The following is a 17,976-nucleotide window of genomic DNA, read 5'->3' as shown; positions in this document are numbered from 1 at the left end:
CGATGAATTTAAAACAACTCGCTGGTGAATATGCTGCAACTTTCGTAAAAGATGGAATGAAGATTGGGCTTGGTACAGGTTCTACCGTATACTGGACGATAGAAAAATTAGGTGAACGTGTAAAAGAAGGACTATCATTTCAAGCTGTCCCGACATCAAAAGAAACTGAAGTATTAGCTCAGCAACTAAATATCCCACTAATTTCATTAAACGACATACAAAGTCTTGATCTTACAATTGATGGAGCGGATGAAATTGATTCAAATTTACACCTTATAAAAGGAGGGGGTGGCGCATTACTTCGTGAAAAAATCGTTGCCTCCTCCTCTAAAGAACTACTTATCATTGCTGATGAATCAAAACTTGTAACGCATTTAGGTACTTTTCCATTACCTGTTGAAATCATACCTTTTTCATGGAAACAAACCGAAAGTAAAATTCAATCTTTAGGTTGTCAAACAACGTTACGCTTAAAAAATAATGAAACATTTATAACCGATAATAATAACATGATTATTGATTGTGTATTCCCTCATAACATAACGAATCCTGCCAATTTACACAATCATTTAAAAATGATTACTGGTGTAGTTGAAACCGGATTGTTTGTTAATATGACTAGTAAGGCGATTATTGGAACAAAAAACGGGATACAGGAATTATAATGGATGCTGACTCTTACAGTCAGCTTTTTATATTTCTCTTTACTACGTATCATTATGATATACTATGAAAATAAAAGTACATTACACTAGAAAGGGCTGAACAAATTGCACTCCAAACTCATAACAGAACGTACAGATTTAGAAACTGCCTTCTACATTCGAAAAGAAGTATTTGTAAAAGAACAAAATGTCCCTCTTGAAGACGAATTCGATACATTCGATGAAATTGGTGAGACATGTAAACATATTTTAGTTTATTATAATGAGCTTCCCGTTGGTACAGGTCGCATACGATTTGTTGATGGAGCTGGAAAATTAGAACGTATTTGTATTTTAAAAGACTATCGTAAATATGGATTAGGAAAAGTAATTATTCAAGCGTTAGAAGAAATTGCTCGTGAAAAAGAATCTACAAAAGTAAAACTACACGGTCAAACACAGGCTGAAGGATTTTATAAAAAATTAGGTTATCAAACTTCTTCTGATATATTTATGGAAGACGGTATTCCACATATACTTATGACGAAAATATTATCATAATAAAAAGGGCAGTATATGAAACTACATTATGTATTCATATACTACCCTTTTTATTAATAGAAAAATGAATTCTCAAGATGTCCTTTTGCATCAAAGCCCATTATCTCTTAGTTTATATCTTAGTAAAGCTTATACTGTTTTCCATAATGATAAGGCATAAATCCAGTTTGGATCCCCATTTCCTTTATAACTCTGGACTATTTCATATAGACACTCTTCTCATAAATAATCTTCTATTATTACTGATATTACTGACCTACAAATGTAGAAATTTCATCAACAGCTTGTTTATGCCCACTAGATTTTCGAAATGACTCCTTCAAATGCAACGCAGCTTCTTTATATGATGGATTATTTAATACAAGTTCTACACTTTCACGTAGTTGTTCTACAGTTAATTCTTTCATAGATAACTTAATCCCAACTCCTAGATTCTCTACTTGCTTTGCAATTACTGGCTGATCTGCACTTTGCGGAATTACAATGAGTGGAATCCCGTAATTTAATCCTTCATGTGTACTGTTCATTCCGCCATGTGTAATAAACAACTTTGTATATGCAAGTAGTTTCGTTTGTGGCACATAATTTTTTACAATGAAGTTTTTAGGAATTTCACCTAAATCACTTATGTTCGTTTTATTACCAATAGACATCACAATTGTATAATCACTATTCTCGAACGCCTTCATACAAAGTTTATAAAAATCAAGCGCTTCATTAAAAACAGTGCCTAGCGAAATGTAAATCGGGCTTTTTTCTTCAATTGAAATAAAATCAAAGTCTTCATTTTTTACTTGTGCAGAAATAGATGGGCCTACAAATTTATATGTTTCATTAAACGTATCACCGAAAGGTTGAAACTCTTTAACCGTATACACAATAGTGAGTGGTGCTGGGTTACAAAAAACTTCATACGTTGAGTTTATTTCAACACCATATTTCTCTGAAATTCCTTTTGTTAAGCGTTCAAAATCATTATGTATGTTATCTTGAACTTCCACTGGTATATTTTTAGACAAGTGATCTAACATTTGTTCAAACGATCTTTCATCCTGCGCAAAAGATGTACAAGAATTTATTGCTGGAAGCTTTAGAATTTGAGCAATTAAACGACCACACCCAAACATCGAATCGTGAATGATGTAATCAAACTGCTCTCCTTCAATTTGCTCTAAAACACTAGGTATTACCACATCTGCTGTATATAAGAGACCGTTTATTCTTTCTTGCAAATAATTTCGACCACCGGAAAGAAATGCTTTTATAAATCTTTGGTCGTCAATTGTTCTTACAATAGCCCCTGTTTTTTCAATACGTTCTCTGAAAGCTTCTATTGAAAAATAAACTACCTCTTCCCCGCGTGAAACTAATTCTTCTACAACTTGCAACGTTGGATTTATATGTCCTTCTGATCCAGTATTAATGAATAAAACACGTGCCACTTTAAACACTCCTTAATTTAAATCTTCTCTACATTATTTTGCACTTATAATTCTTCTAAATGGACTTAGCGAGCCTAAATCCAAGGTCATCTATATAAAATGTTGGATGACTACGGCGACGACAAGTCGCGCCACAACCTCTAGCTTCTTCAGCCCAACTACCACCTCGAAAAATCCGGTATGCTCCATACACCTTTTCATCATACAAATCATAACACCATTCCCAAACGTTCCCCAACATATCATACAAACCCCATGCATTCGGCTCTTTTTTACCGATGTCTTGAATTTGTCCGTTTGAATTTTCATTATACCAAGCAATCTTTTTCAATTCACCATATATGTATCCAGTAGTTCCTGCTTTACACGCATATTGCCACTCTGCTTCTGAAGGTAATCGGTACCCATCTGAATCTAAATTACAACTAACAATTTGACCACCGTCATTAATAGAATAATATTCTTTTAACCCCGCTTTTTTTGAAAGCAGATTACAAAACATAATGGCATCATTCCATGAGATATTTACAACTGGTTTGTATTTATCTTTGGATAAATTTGATGTATGATTCGTAATCGCATCATACAATTCCATCGTTACAACATACTTTGCAAGAAGAAACGAATTAACTTGGACTTTCCATTCTTTCTTTATTCGATCATCTCTTAATTCTACTTTTCCTGTTGGAATTTTCACCATATTAGAATCAACTAGCCTAATAAATCTATCCAATTCTATCCCCCCAGGTTATTTCTTTTTATAATCTAACTATTTATAGCATCGTACTTCTCTAAAAATAGTCTTACTTCATTTGTAGATTTTAAAATAATAACATCTTTATCCTTCCTCAATTGATTTAACTTCTTTAAAATTGTAGGTCGCTTCGTCTTAGGATATTCCCATATCCATTTAAAAAATTGCAAATCAAATCTTTCCTTACATCCCGCGCCCATATCCGGTCTTGTTTTATTCCGATATTGTACAACTCTTTTAAAAGCACGATAAGCACATATTGTTCTATGAATATCAAGAAAGATAATTGTATCCGCTGCGTTCATTCTTATATCCATTGTCCCACCATAATTCCCATCAATAATCCACTCATCTTCTTTAACTAATTCATTTTGAACCGTTCTTTGCTCCTCTTTCGGTACCCCTTCCCAATTCGGTTTCCAAAATAACGCATCAAGATGATGTACTTTAATATTTAATTTATTTCCTAACTGCCTTGCTAATGTAGATTTCCCTGAACCACCAGAACCTATTAATATAACTTTTTTCATGTTTGCACACTCCTTTCTATTAATTCTTCAATAGTTTCTTTACTAGCAAAAATCCAGAAAAACATCTCTTCATTTAATTTTAGTAAATCTGGTAACTGAACAAAATAAGTAATAAAGATAACTTGAATTGAAAGCATAACGTACCAAATGGCTTGTAGTTCTTCTCTCGTTAAAATACTTTGCTTATTATATCCTTCAAAGATTTTGCTAATGATATGTTGCCACTTCCCTCTTAATTCCGCATCACTATGTAACTCACTCAAAATACTTGTACAGCAATAACATAAATCAAATACTCTAACATTCCTTTCTAAAAGCTCAAAATCTATAAATCCTTGAAATTCATTATCTTTAAAAATCACATTCGATAAGTGCATATCGCGATGAATGATTTGTTTTCTTAAAGAGGTAATAGTTTTCTTAAAATCTGAATGTATTTGATTCATTGTTCGAACTACATCCTGATCAACATGCTCATTCTTTTCTAAATTAGGTAAAGCCCATTCGTATACCAATTTATACAAATCTCTTTTTACTAACTCATTATTACTATTCACCGAATTAAGTGCTTGGTGTAACTTAGCTATTTCTTCTCCAATTAAGCTTCCTAGATTTTTTAGATTTTCTGGATCCTTTATTTCAAGTACACTTCCAACAACATATTCGTATAGACAATAATATCTCTCTTTATAAACTACATACTTTTCACTATTACTTGTTTTCACTAATTTTTGTACTTTAACCCCTTTTTCCTCAAGCTGCTCTAATACGTTTATTTCAACTAAAAGCTGTTTTATTGATCCCTTCTCCTTTAAAATATAGGATTTATTATTACAATGAATCTTTATTACATTTGCTTTTATTTCAGTAGCTGTGACATCATAATCATAAAACCAAAATTTCACAATTTCTAATATATTCCTCATAATAAATCCCCCCATTTAAACTCACTTATTTCTTCCATAAAATCAACTCAAAAAGAAATCCTATTCCAACACCAATTGTGTAAGCCACTAAATCACTCCACAAAAATCCATAACCTAACACGAGTCCACCTAAAGTCGTTGCACGAATGCTATCTATCCATTCGGCATGGTACAATTGGCTCACTTCAATCCCGTAGCAAAACATTAAACTAATAAGAGCCAATTTCTTCATTTCTATTTTAGGAAATAAAAATCCGAATCCAATGAAAATCATTAACGCCCATAAAGCATCACCTAAATAATTATTTAATAGAGCCGGCAGCGCAAAAGCAAACTTTCTTGAACTAAGTCCTAAAATAATAACAAGGATTGTAAACGTTGCGTATAGTAATCTATTCCGTTTCATATTCATTTCAAAACTCCTAATTCATCATTTAAAACTGCAAAATAGCTAGTAAAATATAATCATTTTACTAGCTATTTATTCACTGCTTTAACAATAAGAAAATGTGGATTTGTATTTAAATAATGATAAGATTTTTCATTTACTTCTTTCATCTTTTCAACTGGCCTCGGCTCAACTATTTTTTCCAACACAAAATAATTTGTTGTTTCATTAACAATGTCTTGAAGTGACCTTCTAAAAAATTCAACTTCAATTGTAATGTTTGGTTTAACCCAAGTATCTAATAATAATTGTTTTTCGAAATAATTTTTACAAGTAAACTTTGTAAAATCCATAAAAGGATGATGAATGGAGTATATAAATTCTCCACCTGGCTTCAGTACACGACGAAACTCCTGAAATACTTGATTCCAATTTTCTAAATAATGAAGGGTTAACGAACTTACAATTACATCAAAAGTATGATCTTCAAACGGTAATATTTCTTGCAAATCATGACAAAGAAACGTTGCCTTATCACCCATACTTTCCTTTGCAGCTTTTACCATTTCAGAACTTACGTCAATTGCTGTTACATTTGCTCCACTTTCTACAAATTGAGAAGTATACCATCCAGCTGCACACCCAGCATCTAGCACACTCTTCCCTTCTAATTTCTTTGGAATCATCTCTATCATCGCTGGTCTTTCATAATAGCTGTTATATGGATTTGCGACATCTAGATTTTCTTTATATGTACTCGCTAATTTATCATATGTATCTTTAATCGTGTCTTTCAACACACCCACCCCTTATACATATTAATCTAATAACTCTTGCTGCTTTTTCTTTGAAAATGACTGCAGAACTAAATCATACGACCAATCAATCATCTTATTAATTTGCATCTGTTCCACATCTTTATGTATATACACCGTATTCCAATGTTTTTTATTCATATGATACCCCGGAATGATTGTTTCTGGATACTCTTCTCTTAATCTTAGCGCAAGTTCTGGATCACATTTTAATGTTATTGCCGCTTTTTCGCCTTCTTCATGGTTCAATATCGCAAAGATTTTATTATTAAGCCTCATACATGTTGCATTCCAACCATCAGGAGAATCTTCTGTCGCTTTTCTTTTCGATAAACAGTACGCTCTTGCCGCAATCATTCTAATTGTCACCTCTTATTCTTTCACTATTTGATTACGGTGCATCACAATTTGTTTCGTCACTTGAAATTGCTGTTGACCATAAAACTTTATAAGTTTCTCTCCACAAAATAGGCTCACAATATTGATATGAGATATCTCTTCAAGCAACATTGTAAGCATCTTCTCACCAATATCTTTATTTCTTACACTCTCATGCACAACAACATCTTCTAAGTACGCTCGAAAAACACCGTCTGAAACAACTCTAGCAAAACCAATTAACTCATTTTCTTTCCATACCCCAATTGCTATACTGTTTTTTAACATTTTTTGAATATCGATTTCTTTTCTTTCTGGCCACCAACCGACAGAATCGTAAAGCCTCTTTAATTTTTCTGAACAGATTGGTTTCTCATCTTGTAATTTATACGTATACATTTTCTTTCTCCCATTTAACATATTATAAATTATTATAAATGATTTTATAAATTTATAATATGGATTTTACAATTGCAATATAAACAATTCTCTAATACCTTTCCTATCTCCTCTATTAAGTTAGATCATTTCAAATTAACAAATTTATGGAAATACAAAACAACTAATAAAATATTTACCTATTAAACTTTGAATTACTTGTAAGAAATGGCAGTAGTTTTAGTTAAAACTTTTAATTTGAAACCTACAGGTGCAGACGTCAATTTCCCTGATGTTCCACCTAATCATTGGGGTTACAATTATGTCAAAATTTTAGCTCAAAATAATATTACAGCTGGATTTCCTGATGGTACATTTGGTCCAGATGTAAAAGTAACTCGTGAACAGTTCGCTGTATTTTTAGCTCGTGTATTAGGACCTAGTTTCCGTCCGGCTTTTCCTAAGCCTAAAGGCGAGTTAGAAGTTCATTATATTGATGTAGGACAAGGTGATGCTACTTTTATTAAATCTCCAAGTGGCGAAACAATCCTTATTGATGGTGGTAACAACGAAAAAGGTAAAGTAGTAGCAAATTATTTAAAAGGATTAGGATTCCAAACTATCGATTATATGATTGCCACTCATCCTGATGCCTATAACCTCTTCTCTAAAAAGTGTTGACTATGCCCTTTAGGATGATCTTCAACAACACCATATTCTCGGTAGCCGTGCTTTTTATAAAATTCTGGCGCTTGAAAACTAAATGAATCTAATAATATTAATCTACAACCTTTTTCCTTCGCAATGTCTTCAATTTTATGTAATAGTTGACTACCATAACCATCATGACGAACTGAATCATCAACCCATAAAAAATCTATATGGAGATGATAAAAATACATCGTTCCTGTTACCCCGCCAAAGATTTTCCCAGCCTCATCTTTCAGAACAAAACTTACTTGTTCCATCGGCTGTTTTGCTTCATCTGTTAAAATAGACATGTTATATTGAATGACCTTATTTTTTATGTATTCTCCTTCAGCGCGAGTACCATTCTCTATATGTTTCATATATTTCTTCCTTTCAACTTAGTAAGTTACCTTTTATTTTTACTTTTCCTTTTTAAAATACTAATACATACGAATCCACCATAAGTAATAAAGCATGAAAAACCAATTATCCCTGGCACAGAAACATAGCCTACTCTTATATAACTTATAACTGCAAAAGAAGCGATAGATAGTAAAATAGATGGCCAAAATAGAAGACCTGTTTTTCTTCGTCTCTCTTTCGATGTACTTTCTTTCTCTTCAGAAACTCGTGTGCCAAAAAGTAATACAATACAAATGAGGATCGCTGCAAAATAAATGGTATCTAATGACAAATTGTGATCGTATAGTGCGATACCCACTTCAAGAGCAATAATCGTTACAATTAAAATAATGATTGTTGATGTCTTTAAGTTTCTTTTCAATTGCTCACTCCTAGCATACTTTCACTATATTCTTTGTATATGTATTTCAAAGCTACTGCAAAAGCTTCATCTACCTCTTTATTTTCACGTCGATTAGGTAAATCTTTTCCCCCAATAACATAAAGAAACGGGAATTTGTTGAATATTCCTATTATACCAATATTTATTGCAGCTGAAGATAGTCCACCTGTCATATGAGCTAAGTGATATGAATGTATTCCTTCATATTCACCTTGCTGTCTTACCATGCCGCTAATAATTGGTTCCCATAATTCTGCTTCTGATTTATAACCCTGAAAAATATGTACTAAAAGTGAAAGAATCTCATTTAATTCTCCAACATTTTTCTCATCCCTAGCGTCCTCTTGTATATGAATTTTTGAAAAGTACGTTTGGGCATACATTTTCACAGCATCCCATCCACCACAGTACATTACAACTGACTGTGCAACGTAACTATCATGACATGCTATCATTACTTCTACTGCTTTACTAAGTGTTAAAGTCCTTCTTCCTTGTAAATGTGGATACAACTGCGCACTATCTTCATTTGGATTAAATTTAACATGCTGAAGTATATCATTCCAATTACATGTATTTTCCTTCACCATTTGCGCTACTACAAATCCGATTACTACTTTTGCTGCCGATGCTAACGGAATATTTATTTCACTATTATATGAAGCAACTATACGATTGTTTTTTGTAGAATAAATAGCTATTCCAACATGATTAGATTGTATCTCTTTCATTTTTTGAATGACAGTTTCCATTTTCATTCCTCATTTCATATCGTTTTATCACCTTTAATAATTCAATATAGAATGTATAAACCCTTTTTAGTAGATTAAATCGGATATTACAAAAGGAAAAAGGTAACATGAATTGCTCCTTGCTACCTAAAAGATACATGTTTACGAAAAATCTCTATTCTTCTAAAGGATTTTTAGGGCCATTAAGCTCCAATTGATAAAAAGCTAAATCTAGCCATTTATTAAACTTATAACCAGCCTTTTTAATCGTCCCTGCATGAACAAATCCATAGTTTTCATGTAAAGCAATACTTCTCTCATTTTCCGCATCAATTCCAGCAATTAAAGTCATATACTCTCTTTCCCGTGCAATGGCTATCAGTTCTTTCATTAAAGATGTCCCAATTCCCCTTTTTCTATATTCCTTATTAATGTATATAGAATGTTCAATTGAATATTTATAGGCGGGCCAAGCTCTAAACGGACCAAATGTTGCAAATCCTACTACTTTATTATCTAGTTCGTATACAAAAATCGGATAACCATCAGCCTTTTTCTGTTCATACCAATCTATTCTATTTTTAAAGGTTACAGGTTTATATGCATATACAGCTGTTGTATTTAGTATGGCATCATTATAAATATCTAAAATGTATGTTACATCTTTTTCCGTTGCGTCCCTTATCATGATTTTCTTCCTTTCAAAATGTTTACTCTGGTAATATAAATTCCCCTTTTTCCTTAGGAAATGGAACAACATCTATAATTGCATCTATATTAATTGCTCCGTAAACATGCGGATATTCTTGGCCGTTAGAAGCAAGTTCATATTTTATTTCTGCTTTCACTAAGGATGGATCAATTGTCAGTAATAAAACATCTTCTTCATGAATGAAATATTTTTCCGCAACGTTTAAAGCTTGTTCTAAAAATGAACAATGAATAAATCCCTCTTCTTTTAGTGAAACTTCATTAATCTCTCCATTTATCTTTGCGATTTCCCAATTTCTCTTTGTTATTACTTTTGTAATCATTATCATGTCTCCTATATATTTATAAAGTGAAACTTTAATCAGCCCGCGCCCCACCTAACTTCTTTACTTTCGCTGCATTTTGAGGTGGGGGTCTTACTGCCCATTAAAGCGTGATAAACTAAGAGGCTTTCCTATTCATTACTAGAAAAGCCTCTTGAATTTTTATTTCTTAATTAACGGAGATGCTTCCCCGCTATGGAAAATCCATAAATCATGAAGCGACCTTGTACATCCAACATATAATAACTTTGCATCATGTTTCGTATTTTTATAATGTTCTGCATCAACATCAATGAGTAGAACAGCATCAAATTCTAACCCTTTCGCTAAGTATACAGGTACTACTGAAATACCACCTTCATATTTACTTTGATCTGCTTCAATGAAGTTTACAGCCAATCCTGCATTTGTTAATTTCTCATATATATCGCGGCACTCACCGTCTGTTCTTCCTATTACCGCAATTGTTTTCACATCTTCACTTTGTAGATGTTTTAATGTCTTTACAATTTCAGTAAACTGTTCTTCTGTATGAATTATTTTCACTTCTTCACCACTACGGAAAACTGGCATTGCAAGCCCTACTGGAATCTCTGTATTTTTAATTATTCCGTTCGCAAATTCTATAATTTCTTTTGTAGAGCGATAACTTCTCGTCAGTTCATAATAACCTGTTTCTTGGAATACTTCCTTAAAAGCACTCCAATCTTCAATCCCTTGATAATCATAAATTGCTTGAGATAAATCACCTAATATAGTGAAAGAGTTACCTAGTGTAATTTCTTTTAATACATAAACTTGAAATGGTGAGAAATCTTGCGCTTCATCAATAACGACGTGATGAAATTTCTGCCCGATTTCAATACCTGTTATGCGATGATGTATGTAAATTAAAGCTGGCAAATCTTCTACATACACTTCTTTTTTACGACAACTCTTCTCCGTTTCTTTCACAAGTTCCTCGGGTAATACTTCGAGTATTTCTTTGCTTTTCAATATTGAACTATATATTGAAAGCGAGCTCATTTTCGGCCAAAACTTCATATAACTGTTCAATCTCTTTGTCGCTTCTTTTTTTAATAATTTCTTCTCATTTGTTTCTCCGTATTTTTTCAGTTCAATTTCAATCCATCGCTTCATTCGGCCAACTAAACGTTCTCTTCTTTTCTTTAATGGATAATGTTTATATTCAACTTGCATCCATTTTTTTATATCTTCCACTGGAATAACAGCCTTATCCCATGCCTCAAAATCACTTGTTGGTACTAGTTCTTTTTCAAATTGAACCATTTTCTCTTCAATAAAGGACTTAAATTCTATCGTACCTTTCAATTTACCAAGCATAATCTTTCTTTCATCACGATTAATAGAAAATGCTTCTTTCAATTTTTCTTCTGTCTGCTTCAGTTTCACCGAATCATCTAACGTACGTAATGCCCAGTCTGGAAATATTGTTTGACTAATATTCCCGACACCTAATTCAGGAAGTACACTCGAAATATAATCTAAAAACAGACTATTCGGAGCAAAAACAATCATTCTCTCCGCTTCTAATTGCTCACGATATTCATAAATTAAAAAAGCAAGACGATGTAAAGCGATCGTTGTTTTACCGCTTCCTGCAACCCCTTGAATAAGTAGTGGTAAGTTTCTTTCCGCACGAATAATATCATTTTGCTCCGATTGTATCGTCGAAACAATATCTTTTAGTTTATTATCTTTATTCTCACCTAATCGATATAGAAGAAAATCATCGGCATGCGAGACATCTTCATTTCCTTTCACATATGTATCAACAACACGTTCTAATTCTCTTTTTCGAATAGAGATGTTTCGCTTTAAATAAACATCACCTTCTACTAATCCGTCTGGTGATTGATAAAACGCTAATTCATCACCGCCGGTAAATGAATAAAACATACTTGCGACAGGTGCCCGCCAATCAATTACAATTGGTTTCATCGTATCTTTATCTGAAACACCTACTTTACCGATGTAAATCGGCATAACATCTTCCTTACCATCCTCTCGAAAATCTAATCTTCCAAAGTACGGCTCTTGTACACCAATACGTAAATTTTGTCTATTAGACTCCCTCATACTTTCAAGAATTTGTTCTTTAAAATCATCGCCATAATAAACCGGAATGTTTTCGAGCTCTTCTAATTGATCATCCATCGTACGTAATGTATCTTTCATTCTTTGTAACTCTTCTTCAAAAATGTTGTTCATATGATGATTCCCTCCTGTCCGTTCTAAATTTTCAGTCGAAATATAATTGTATTAAAAATCCATTTATAAAGTCAAGGACTTAATTTGTTTTTTCTGAAAAAACTTACTTTTCACCTTTCTAATATTGAAATTCAAATGATATTTTTACATTATAAGAATATATAACATCTAAATCATACAACTACACATATAATAAAGTGATTTATACAAAAGCTGCTATTTTCTATTGATTAAAAGGACTTTATACTATCTAACTAAGTTCCCCTTACATACTCTCCAGCTTCTTTTCTAGATATCTATTATTTCATTTATAAAATAACTAAAATCACAAAAACAAAAATAAAAGTAAAGGAGTCTATTCAAAATGACTGCTACCAAAAGAAAACCCCTTAAGTTACATTTACTTATTTTTGTGTTCATTGTATTGGCAAGTGGCTGGATTGGCGTAATTCTAGACTCTTTTCTAACAGATCAGCCTGAAGGAAACTCTTTAGGCATGGGGCTGTGGTTAATATTACCTTTCCTCTCATGTATTTTCCTTAGAGTTATTAGCCGTGATTGGAATGATTTTGGTATAAAACTAAATTTGAAGGCAAACTTTAAATGGTACTTCGTTGCGATACTAATTTACCCGTTCGTTACAGTAATAACGATAAGTTTAGCACTTATTTTTGGAGTAGCAAACATAACTAGTTTTGAAATATATTCGTTATTGTCACTCATATTCATGTCTACTATTGGTAACTTTATTAAAAATATTTTTGAAGAGTTTTCATGGCGCGGTTATTTAACTCCTAAGCTCATTGAACTAAAGTTAAACGATTGGTTTATTTATATTATTTCTGGTTTAGTTTGGGCTCTTTGGCATGCCGCTTATTATTTAGTTTTTTTACCAAATGAATATTTCGAATCTATTTCAAGGTTAAATATGCTTTTATCCGGTTGCATACTTATGGTTTCTTGGTCTATTATGTATGTTGAAATATATAGACTTACAAAGTCAGTATGGCCATGCGTTATCATGCATGCAATTGAAGATGCCGTTCCTACTGTTTTAGTTACAATAACAGGGATCATTGCACTTACTAACAGTAGTGATCTTTGGTTAAACCCTATTAGTGGAGTCGTTGCTACTATTATATTTCTTGGAATTGGGATCGTACTAAGATCTATAAGAATTAAAAAAGAACGACAATTAAATACGAAAGACAGTCAATGATTCACACTATAGAAGCAAAAAAGAGTAAGGAATTTAATCCTTACTCTTTTTTACTTTTATTCGATATGATAAACATTCATTTAACGACGCTTGCTCTTTATATTTTCCCTCTTCAAAGTCATACGCTCCTCCTGGGAAAATCCCAACTATACTTAGACCAGCTTCAGCACATAGATTACTAATCTCATCTACCGTATAACAACGTAAAGACTGTGTAACTATATCATTTGGATTATTAGGATGCCACCAATGATCTAACATTCTTTCATTTATGCTATCATATTCATATTTTCGCATAGCTGAACTTAAGAGCATTTCTTGTCCACTTACCTTTTTCCAATACAATGGTTGATAAATATCAATAAGTGCACATCCATCATCCTTCATCCAATTTTTAATCCGTTTCAATAGAATCAATTGTTCATCATCTGTTCCTACACCAAACCCATCTAAATAACTAACAACATCAAACTTTTCTTCAAAATTAATTTTATAAAAATCAGCGCAATGAATAGCAATATCATTAGTAGAATGCTCTTTTGCAAACATAACTAACTCTCGTACAAGCTCAACAGTAGTCATCTTTACACGTAACTTAGACATCGCCCTTGCAAAACCGCCATTTCCTGCTCCCAGTTCTAACATCGACTGAAATGGATGTCCAATTTGCTCTTTAACTTCTTTAGCGAGCTGCTCTAACCAGCTTTCTGTATTTATATCGTAATTCGACAGTTCAAATTGTTTTTGATAAAACTCCCTCACATCTAATTCGTTCATTATTCTCCTCCTGTAATAAGTTTTCCCGCTGTAGGTGACCGACTAATTTTCTGACACCTATGAAATTCCCTATATTCACAATTTATCAAAATAATAAGAATTTTGGAAGTAGTAAAACAAAAAGCAGATAACGGAAAATCCCACTATCTGCTCTACGGCTGCTCTTATTGTCCTTTTTGATATTCTACCCAATCACCAGAAATGATAACTTTCTTCAGCATCTCTTTGTCTTGAGCAACATACACAAATGCACGTATTTCTCTATCACTAAAGTATATTGTTTCGGTGATTCGGTCATATAAATCACTCTCTACATTACCTGTGTATTCTTCCAGTTCATCTAATTTTTGCAGAACAGCATCATTTACTTCATAAACTTCTCCATATACCTTATCTTTATTTGAACAAATCATCGCTGGATACCCTTCGTTTGTATCAAATAATTCGCCATACGTCCATGCTTCGTCTGCAATGCATATTGCACCTTGCATATAATGAGCATTCGTTTGCTCTTTTCTTAGCGTGCCATACACAAAAACGTGATGCATAAATCCCTATCCCCTTTACATGTCACTACTTTCTAATTTGTAAATAAGCACGAATCATAAAGTAACTCACTTCATTCGGAAGTTGTTCCTTAATCGATTTCAGACCACCATCAGCATTTTGCACAGCAGTTTCAATCAGTTGTTCGTATTCTGCAGGAACAAAACTGTTCCAGTCTACTTCCATTCCATCTTCAAAACAACGAATTAAATGATTTTCAATCGTTTGTCTTGATAATCCACGTTCTTTCGCAATTTCATCTAGATTAATACCTTGTTTATACATTTCATACGTTTCCAAATGAGAATTTGCTGAAGCTTTCCCTGATTTTTTCCGCTCTGTCACCACTTCTGTTTTAATAGTTTCAGCATAGTTTGGATTTTCCTCAATAAAGTGCTGAACTGCTTGTAAGAAGTGCGAACCATACTTCACAAGTTTGTGTTCACCAATCCCTTTCACAGTTAAAAGTTCAGAGTCGCTTTGCGGCATTTTTGCGCACATATCTTTCAACGTTTGGTCAGAGAAAATAACGAATGGAGGTACCCCTTCTCCTTGCGCAATTTCTTTACGTACTTCGCGAAGTACTTCAAATAAAGGATGATCTTGAACGATTTGTCTTGTCTCTACTCGTTCTTTACGTAAAACATTCTCTTTACCAAGTAACACTTCTTTCCCTTTTTCCGTTACTTTTAGTGTCGGGTAAGTACCATGTTCAACTGCAATTAGCTCGTCTGAAATTAAAAACTCAATAAATTCACTCACTTCTTTTACACTACGATTTGATAAAAGTCCGTAAGTTGGCAAAGTATGAAAATTAAATTCAATGACTTTCTTATTTTTAGATCCAGTTAGTACTTGTGCAATCATTTGTTTACCAAATCGTTGGTTCGTCCTAATCATACAAGATAAAACCATTTGCGATTCTCTCGTCACATCGATACTTTCTCGGTCGTCTGTACAATTACCGCAGCGGCCACAATCTTCTTTTGGTTCTTCTCCAAAGTATTGCAAAATAAATGATTGTAAACATTGTTCTGTATGACAGTAGTCAGTCATATTTTGCAGTTTTTCAAGTTCATTTGAAAAACGAGACTCTCCTGTCGATTGATCAATTAAAAAGCGTTGTACTTGTACATCTTGAGAAGAATAAAGCAATATACATGCACTATCTAATCCGTCACGGCCAGCACGTCCTGCTTCTTGGTAATAACTTTCCATATTTTTTGGAAGCTGATAATGGATAACGTAACGAATATTCGATTTATCAATACCCATCCCAAACGCAGATGTGGCTACCATTACGCTCACTTCATCACGTAAAAAGAGTTCTTGTTGCTCATTTCGATCGTTATCACTCATACCAGCATGATATTTTGATACAGAAACTCCCGCTTTCATTAAATCCTCATACAACTGATCAACTACTTTTCTAGTAGCTGCATATATAATCCCAGATTCCTTTTGATTTTGACGAATATAATCCGCTAAATATGCATTACGATCTTGTCCTTTAATAACAGAAAATGATAAGTTCTCGCGCTCAAACGTTGTCATAATCGTGTTTTCTTGATTAATTCCAAGCGTGTTGCAAATATCATCACGAACTTGTGGTGTTGCCGTAGCAGTTAATGCTAATACGAGCGGCTTTTCTGGAAGATAATCTAATATACGGTGTATATGTAAATAGCTCGGACGGAAATCATGTCCCCACTGCGAAATACAGTGCGCCTCATCAATGGCAATCATCGGAATTTTCATATCGATCAGTTGGTCAACAAACTCCATTGAATCAAGTCGCTCTGGCGCTACATAAAGTAACTTATAATGGCCCTGTTTCGCTAATTGAATTCGTTGATTCGCTTCTGTAATCGAAATAGAACTATTAATATATGTAGCTGAAATACCATTTTGTACTAATGTATCTACTTGGTCTTTCATAAGCGATATTAAAGGCGATATAACTAACGTTGTTCCTTCAAATACTAATGCGGGAATTTGATAACAAATTGACTTACCACCACCTGTAGGCATAATACAAACTGTATCTTTCCCATCTAATACATTTTTAATTGTTTCATCTTGTCCTCTTCGGAATGACGAATAACCGAAATAAGACGCTAAAAGTTCTTGTGCTTTTGTAAACAAAAAAGAGTCACCTGCTTTTCTTTATCTTTCATCTACTCCTATTATATCATCTCTTATGGGTCATGAAAGCGATGAATACATGACTAACGTCCTGCTTTTTCATTATTTTATGCTTCTTTACGTTTTAGAGATGGATTAACAACTATAACGAATTTCTAAATAAATACACATTTTATTAATTCTCCTTGAATACTACTAATCTTATACATATGAATTCAGGAGGTTACTATATGAAGCACCATAATATTAGTTTCATCAAACAGAAAAGCGTATCGAACCAACCCCAATTCTCAAATAATGAAGCGTGGAAATATGAATCATACTATAAGTACCAACCATTATTTTCTTATAGAAAGCTTTTTCATTTTCTTTCTCAACTTTTTAAACGTTAATACACGTGCGAAATAGATCGTTCATAATAATTTTCTCAATATGAACCTTATAGACTTAATACAATACAGTTGTTAACATATGAAATATTCTGTTTGATCCCCCCTTAAGTTGACCTGCTTATTTGTGCAGGTCTTTTTTGATTTATATATATTTCAGTACACTTTTAGATGTGATTGTAAATCTTTTCTCCATTTTATAACCATACTCCACTCACAACAAATGATGATAATAGCAAGAAGTAAAATATAAGTTCTTAACATTTAATAAAGTAAATCTTTTTTTCTCAATACACAAAACGAATTTCACTTGTTACTATTAAAGTACTCCAGATGAGTTTTTGCTCATCGACATTATCTAGTCAAAGGGATCTGCCGCGGGAAGCAGATCCCTTTGACTTTATTAAAGATACACTTTCATTTGGACACATTTACCAGGTTTTTTTAAGCGAATTTTATGATAATATTACGTAGTCGAGTCCGACATCTCGGCAATACCCTTTTGATGCTCTGCAACTTCCCTTGCAGAGCATCTTTTACTTTATATTCGTTTTATCTGTATATCACAATTAAAACACTCATTTTTTAAAAA

General features: G+C 33.0%; 20 protein-coding genes and 1 pseudogene. 4 read left to right on the top strand and 17 right to left on the bottom strand.

Translation table 11 applies throughout. From position 1 onward, the window contains the following. Window positions 1-2: 2 nt before the first annotated feature. Entirely contained in the window at window positions 3-665 is a 663-nt protein-coding gene (gene rpiA, locus LMD38_RS13105) for a ribose 5-phosphate isomerase A (RefSeq protein ID WP_001050000.1), read from the top strand. Between the two features lie 105 nt (window positions 666-770). Continuing rightward, window positions 771-1,205, top strand: a complete 435-nt coding sequence (locus LMD38_RS13100; RefSeq protein ID WP_000555726.1) for a GNAT family N-acetyltransferase — start codon at window positions 771-773, stop codon at window positions 1,203-1,205. 248 nt (window positions 1,206-1,453) lie between these two features. Here LMD38_RS13100 and LMD38_RS13095 read toward each other — a convergent pair whose 3' ends face one another. The 8 genes from LMD38_RS13095 to LMD38_RS13060 form a co-directional block, all read right to left on the bottom strand. Beyond that, entirely contained in the window at window positions 1,454-2,647 is a 1,194-nt protein-coding gene (locus tag LMD38_RS13095; protein ID WP_000124907.1) for a macrolide family glycosyltransferase, read from the bottom strand. A 55-nt stretch (window positions 2,648-2,702) separates the two neighbouring features. Beyond that, the gene (locus tag LMD38_RS13090; protein WP_012644441.1) at window positions 2,703-3,347 is read right to left on the bottom strand and encodes a formylglycine-generating enzyme family protein; all 645 of its coding nucleotides are present in this window, start codon (window positions 3,345-3,347) and stop codon (window positions 2,703-2,705) included. Window positions 3,348-3,412: 65 nt separating this feature from the next. Beyond that, the gene (locus tag LMD38_RS13085; protein WP_061182562.1) at window positions 3,413-3,931 is read right to left on the bottom strand and encodes a DNA topology modulation protein; all 519 of its coding nucleotides are present in this window, start codon (window positions 3,929-3,931) and stop codon (window positions 3,413-3,415) included. Next, the gene (locus LMD38_RS13080) at window positions 3,928-4,857 is read right to left on the bottom strand and encodes a phosphotransferase enzyme family protein (protein ID WP_061182561.1); all 930 of its coding nucleotides are present in this window, start codon (window positions 4,855-4,857) and stop codon (window positions 3,928-3,930) included. The genes LMD38_RS13085 and LMD38_RS13080 overlap by 4 nt, the downstream gene beginning before the upstream one ends. 25 nt (window positions 4,858-4,882) lie before the next feature. After that, window positions 4,883-5,269 (bottom strand): ribosomal maturation YjgA family protein, encoded by a 387-nt coding sequence (locus LMD38_RS13075; protein WP_061182560.1) that lies wholly within the window; start codon window positions 5,267-5,269, stop codon window positions 4,883-4,885. Between the two features lie 65 nt (window positions 5,270-5,334). Beyond that, window positions 5,335-6,042, bottom strand: coding sequence for a class I SAM-dependent methyltransferase (locus tag LMD38_RS13070; RefSeq protein ID WP_016717686.1), 708 nt, complete (start codon window positions 6,040-6,042; stop codon window positions 5,335-5,337). 21 nt (window positions 6,043-6,063) lie between these two features. Beyond that, window positions 6,064-6,417, bottom strand: coding sequence for an MmcQ/YjbR family DNA-binding protein (locus tag LMD38_RS13065; protein ID WP_062821640.1), 354 nt, complete (start codon window positions 6,415-6,417; stop codon window positions 6,064-6,066). A gap of 15 nt (window positions 6,418-6,432) precedes the next feature. After that, window positions 6,433-6,837: a GNAT family N-acetyltransferase gene (locus LMD38_RS13060; protein ID WP_016717688.1), complete on the bottom strand. Its 405-nt coding sequence runs from the start codon at window positions 6,835-6,837 to the stop codon at window positions 6,433-6,435. Between the two features lie 204 nt (window positions 6,838-7,041). Here LMD38_RS13060 and LMD38_RS13055 point away from each other — a divergent pair. Then, window positions 7,042-7,470: pseudogene (locus LMD38_RS13055) on the top strand (S-layer homology domain-containing protein); the annotation flags it as partial. Here the strand turns inward: LMD38_RS13055 and LMD38_RS13050 are convergent. The 6 genes from LMD38_RS13050 to LMD38_RS13025 form a co-directional block, all read right to left on the bottom strand. Continuing rightward, window positions 7,470-7,886: a GNAT family N-acetyltransferase gene (locus LMD38_RS13050; RefSeq protein ID WP_000680402.1), complete on the bottom strand. Its 417-nt coding sequence runs from the start codon at window positions 7,884-7,886 to the stop codon at window positions 7,470-7,472. The pseudogene LMD38_RS13055 and the gene LMD38_RS13050 sit on opposite strands and share 1 nt — an antisense overlap. 26 nt (window positions 7,887-7,912) lie before the next feature. Beyond that, window positions 7,913-8,290, bottom strand: a complete 378-nt coding sequence (locus LMD38_RS13045; RefSeq protein WP_016717690.1) for a hypothetical protein — start codon at window positions 8,288-8,290, stop codon at window positions 7,913-7,915. Next, on the bottom strand, window positions 8,287-9,063 hold the full coding sequence (locus LMD38_RS13040; RefSeq protein WP_016717691.1) for a serine hydrolase: 777 nt from the start codon (window positions 9,061-9,063) through the stop codon (window positions 8,287-8,289). Before LMD38_RS13040 ends, LMD38_RS13045 begins: the two co-directional genes overlap by 4 nt. Before the next feature lie 154 nt (window positions 9,064-9,217). Then, the gene (locus LMD38_RS13035) at window positions 9,218-9,730 is read right to left on the bottom strand and encodes a GNAT family N-acetyltransferase (RefSeq protein WP_061182389.1); all 513 of its coding nucleotides are present in this window, start codon (window positions 9,728-9,730) and stop codon (window positions 9,218-9,220) included. 22 nt (window positions 9,731-9,752) lie between these two features. Beyond that, on the bottom strand, window positions 9,753-10,076 hold the full coding sequence (locus LMD38_RS13030; RefSeq protein ID WP_016717693.1) for a DUF952 domain-containing protein: 324 nt from the start codon (window positions 10,074-10,076) through the stop codon (window positions 9,753-9,755). A gap of 162 nt (window positions 10,077-10,238) precedes the next feature. After that, window positions 10,239-12,308, bottom strand: a complete 2,070-nt coding sequence (locus tag LMD38_RS13025) for a HelD family protein (RefSeq protein WP_062821638.1) — start codon at window positions 12,306-12,308, stop codon at window positions 10,239-10,241. 364 nt (window positions 12,309-12,672) lie between these two features. Here LMD38_RS13025 and LMD38_RS13020 point away from each other — a divergent pair, with 364 nt between their 5' ends. Then, a complete protein-coding gene (locus tag LMD38_RS13020; protein WP_016717695.1) occupies window positions 12,673-13,527 on the top strand; it encodes a CPBP family glutamic-type intramembrane protease in 855 nt (284 codons plus the stop codon). Between the two features lie 33 nt (window positions 13,528-13,560). Here LMD38_RS13020 and LMD38_RS13015 read toward each other — a convergent pair whose 3' ends face one another. The 3 genes from LMD38_RS13015 to recQ form a co-directional block, all read right to left on the bottom strand. Continuing rightward, window positions 13,561-14,304 carry a class I SAM-dependent methyltransferase gene (locus LMD38_RS13015; RefSeq protein WP_016717696.1) on the bottom strand — a complete coding sequence of 248 codons (744 nt, stop codon included), beginning with the start codon at window positions 14,302-14,304 and terminating at the stop codon, window positions 13,561-13,563. A 164-nt stretch (window positions 14,305-14,468) separates the two neighbouring features. Continuing rightward, window positions 14,469-14,852 carry a gamma-glutamylcyclotransferase family protein gene (locus tag LMD38_RS13010; RefSeq protein ID WP_062821637.1) on the bottom strand — a complete coding sequence of 128 codons (384 nt, stop codon included), beginning with the start codon at window positions 14,850-14,852 and terminating at the stop codon, window positions 14,469-14,471. A 25-nt stretch (window positions 14,853-14,877) separates the two neighbouring features. After that, window positions 14,878-16,995: a DNA helicase RecQ gene (gene recQ, locus LMD38_RS13005; protein WP_000494287.1), complete on the bottom strand. Its 2,118-nt coding sequence runs from the start codon at window positions 16,993-16,995 to the stop codon at window positions 14,878-14,880. Window positions 16,996-17,976 lie beyond the last annotated feature (981 nt).

This window comes from Bacillus pacificus (assembly GCF_020861345.1).
Classification (GTDB): domain Bacteria; phylum Bacillota; class Bacilli; order Bacillales; family Bacillaceae_G; genus Bacillus_A; species Bacillus_A pacificus.
The sequence above is the reverse complement of the archived record's forward strand: the minus strand, read 5'-3'. Positions and strand labels throughout refer to the sequence as shown.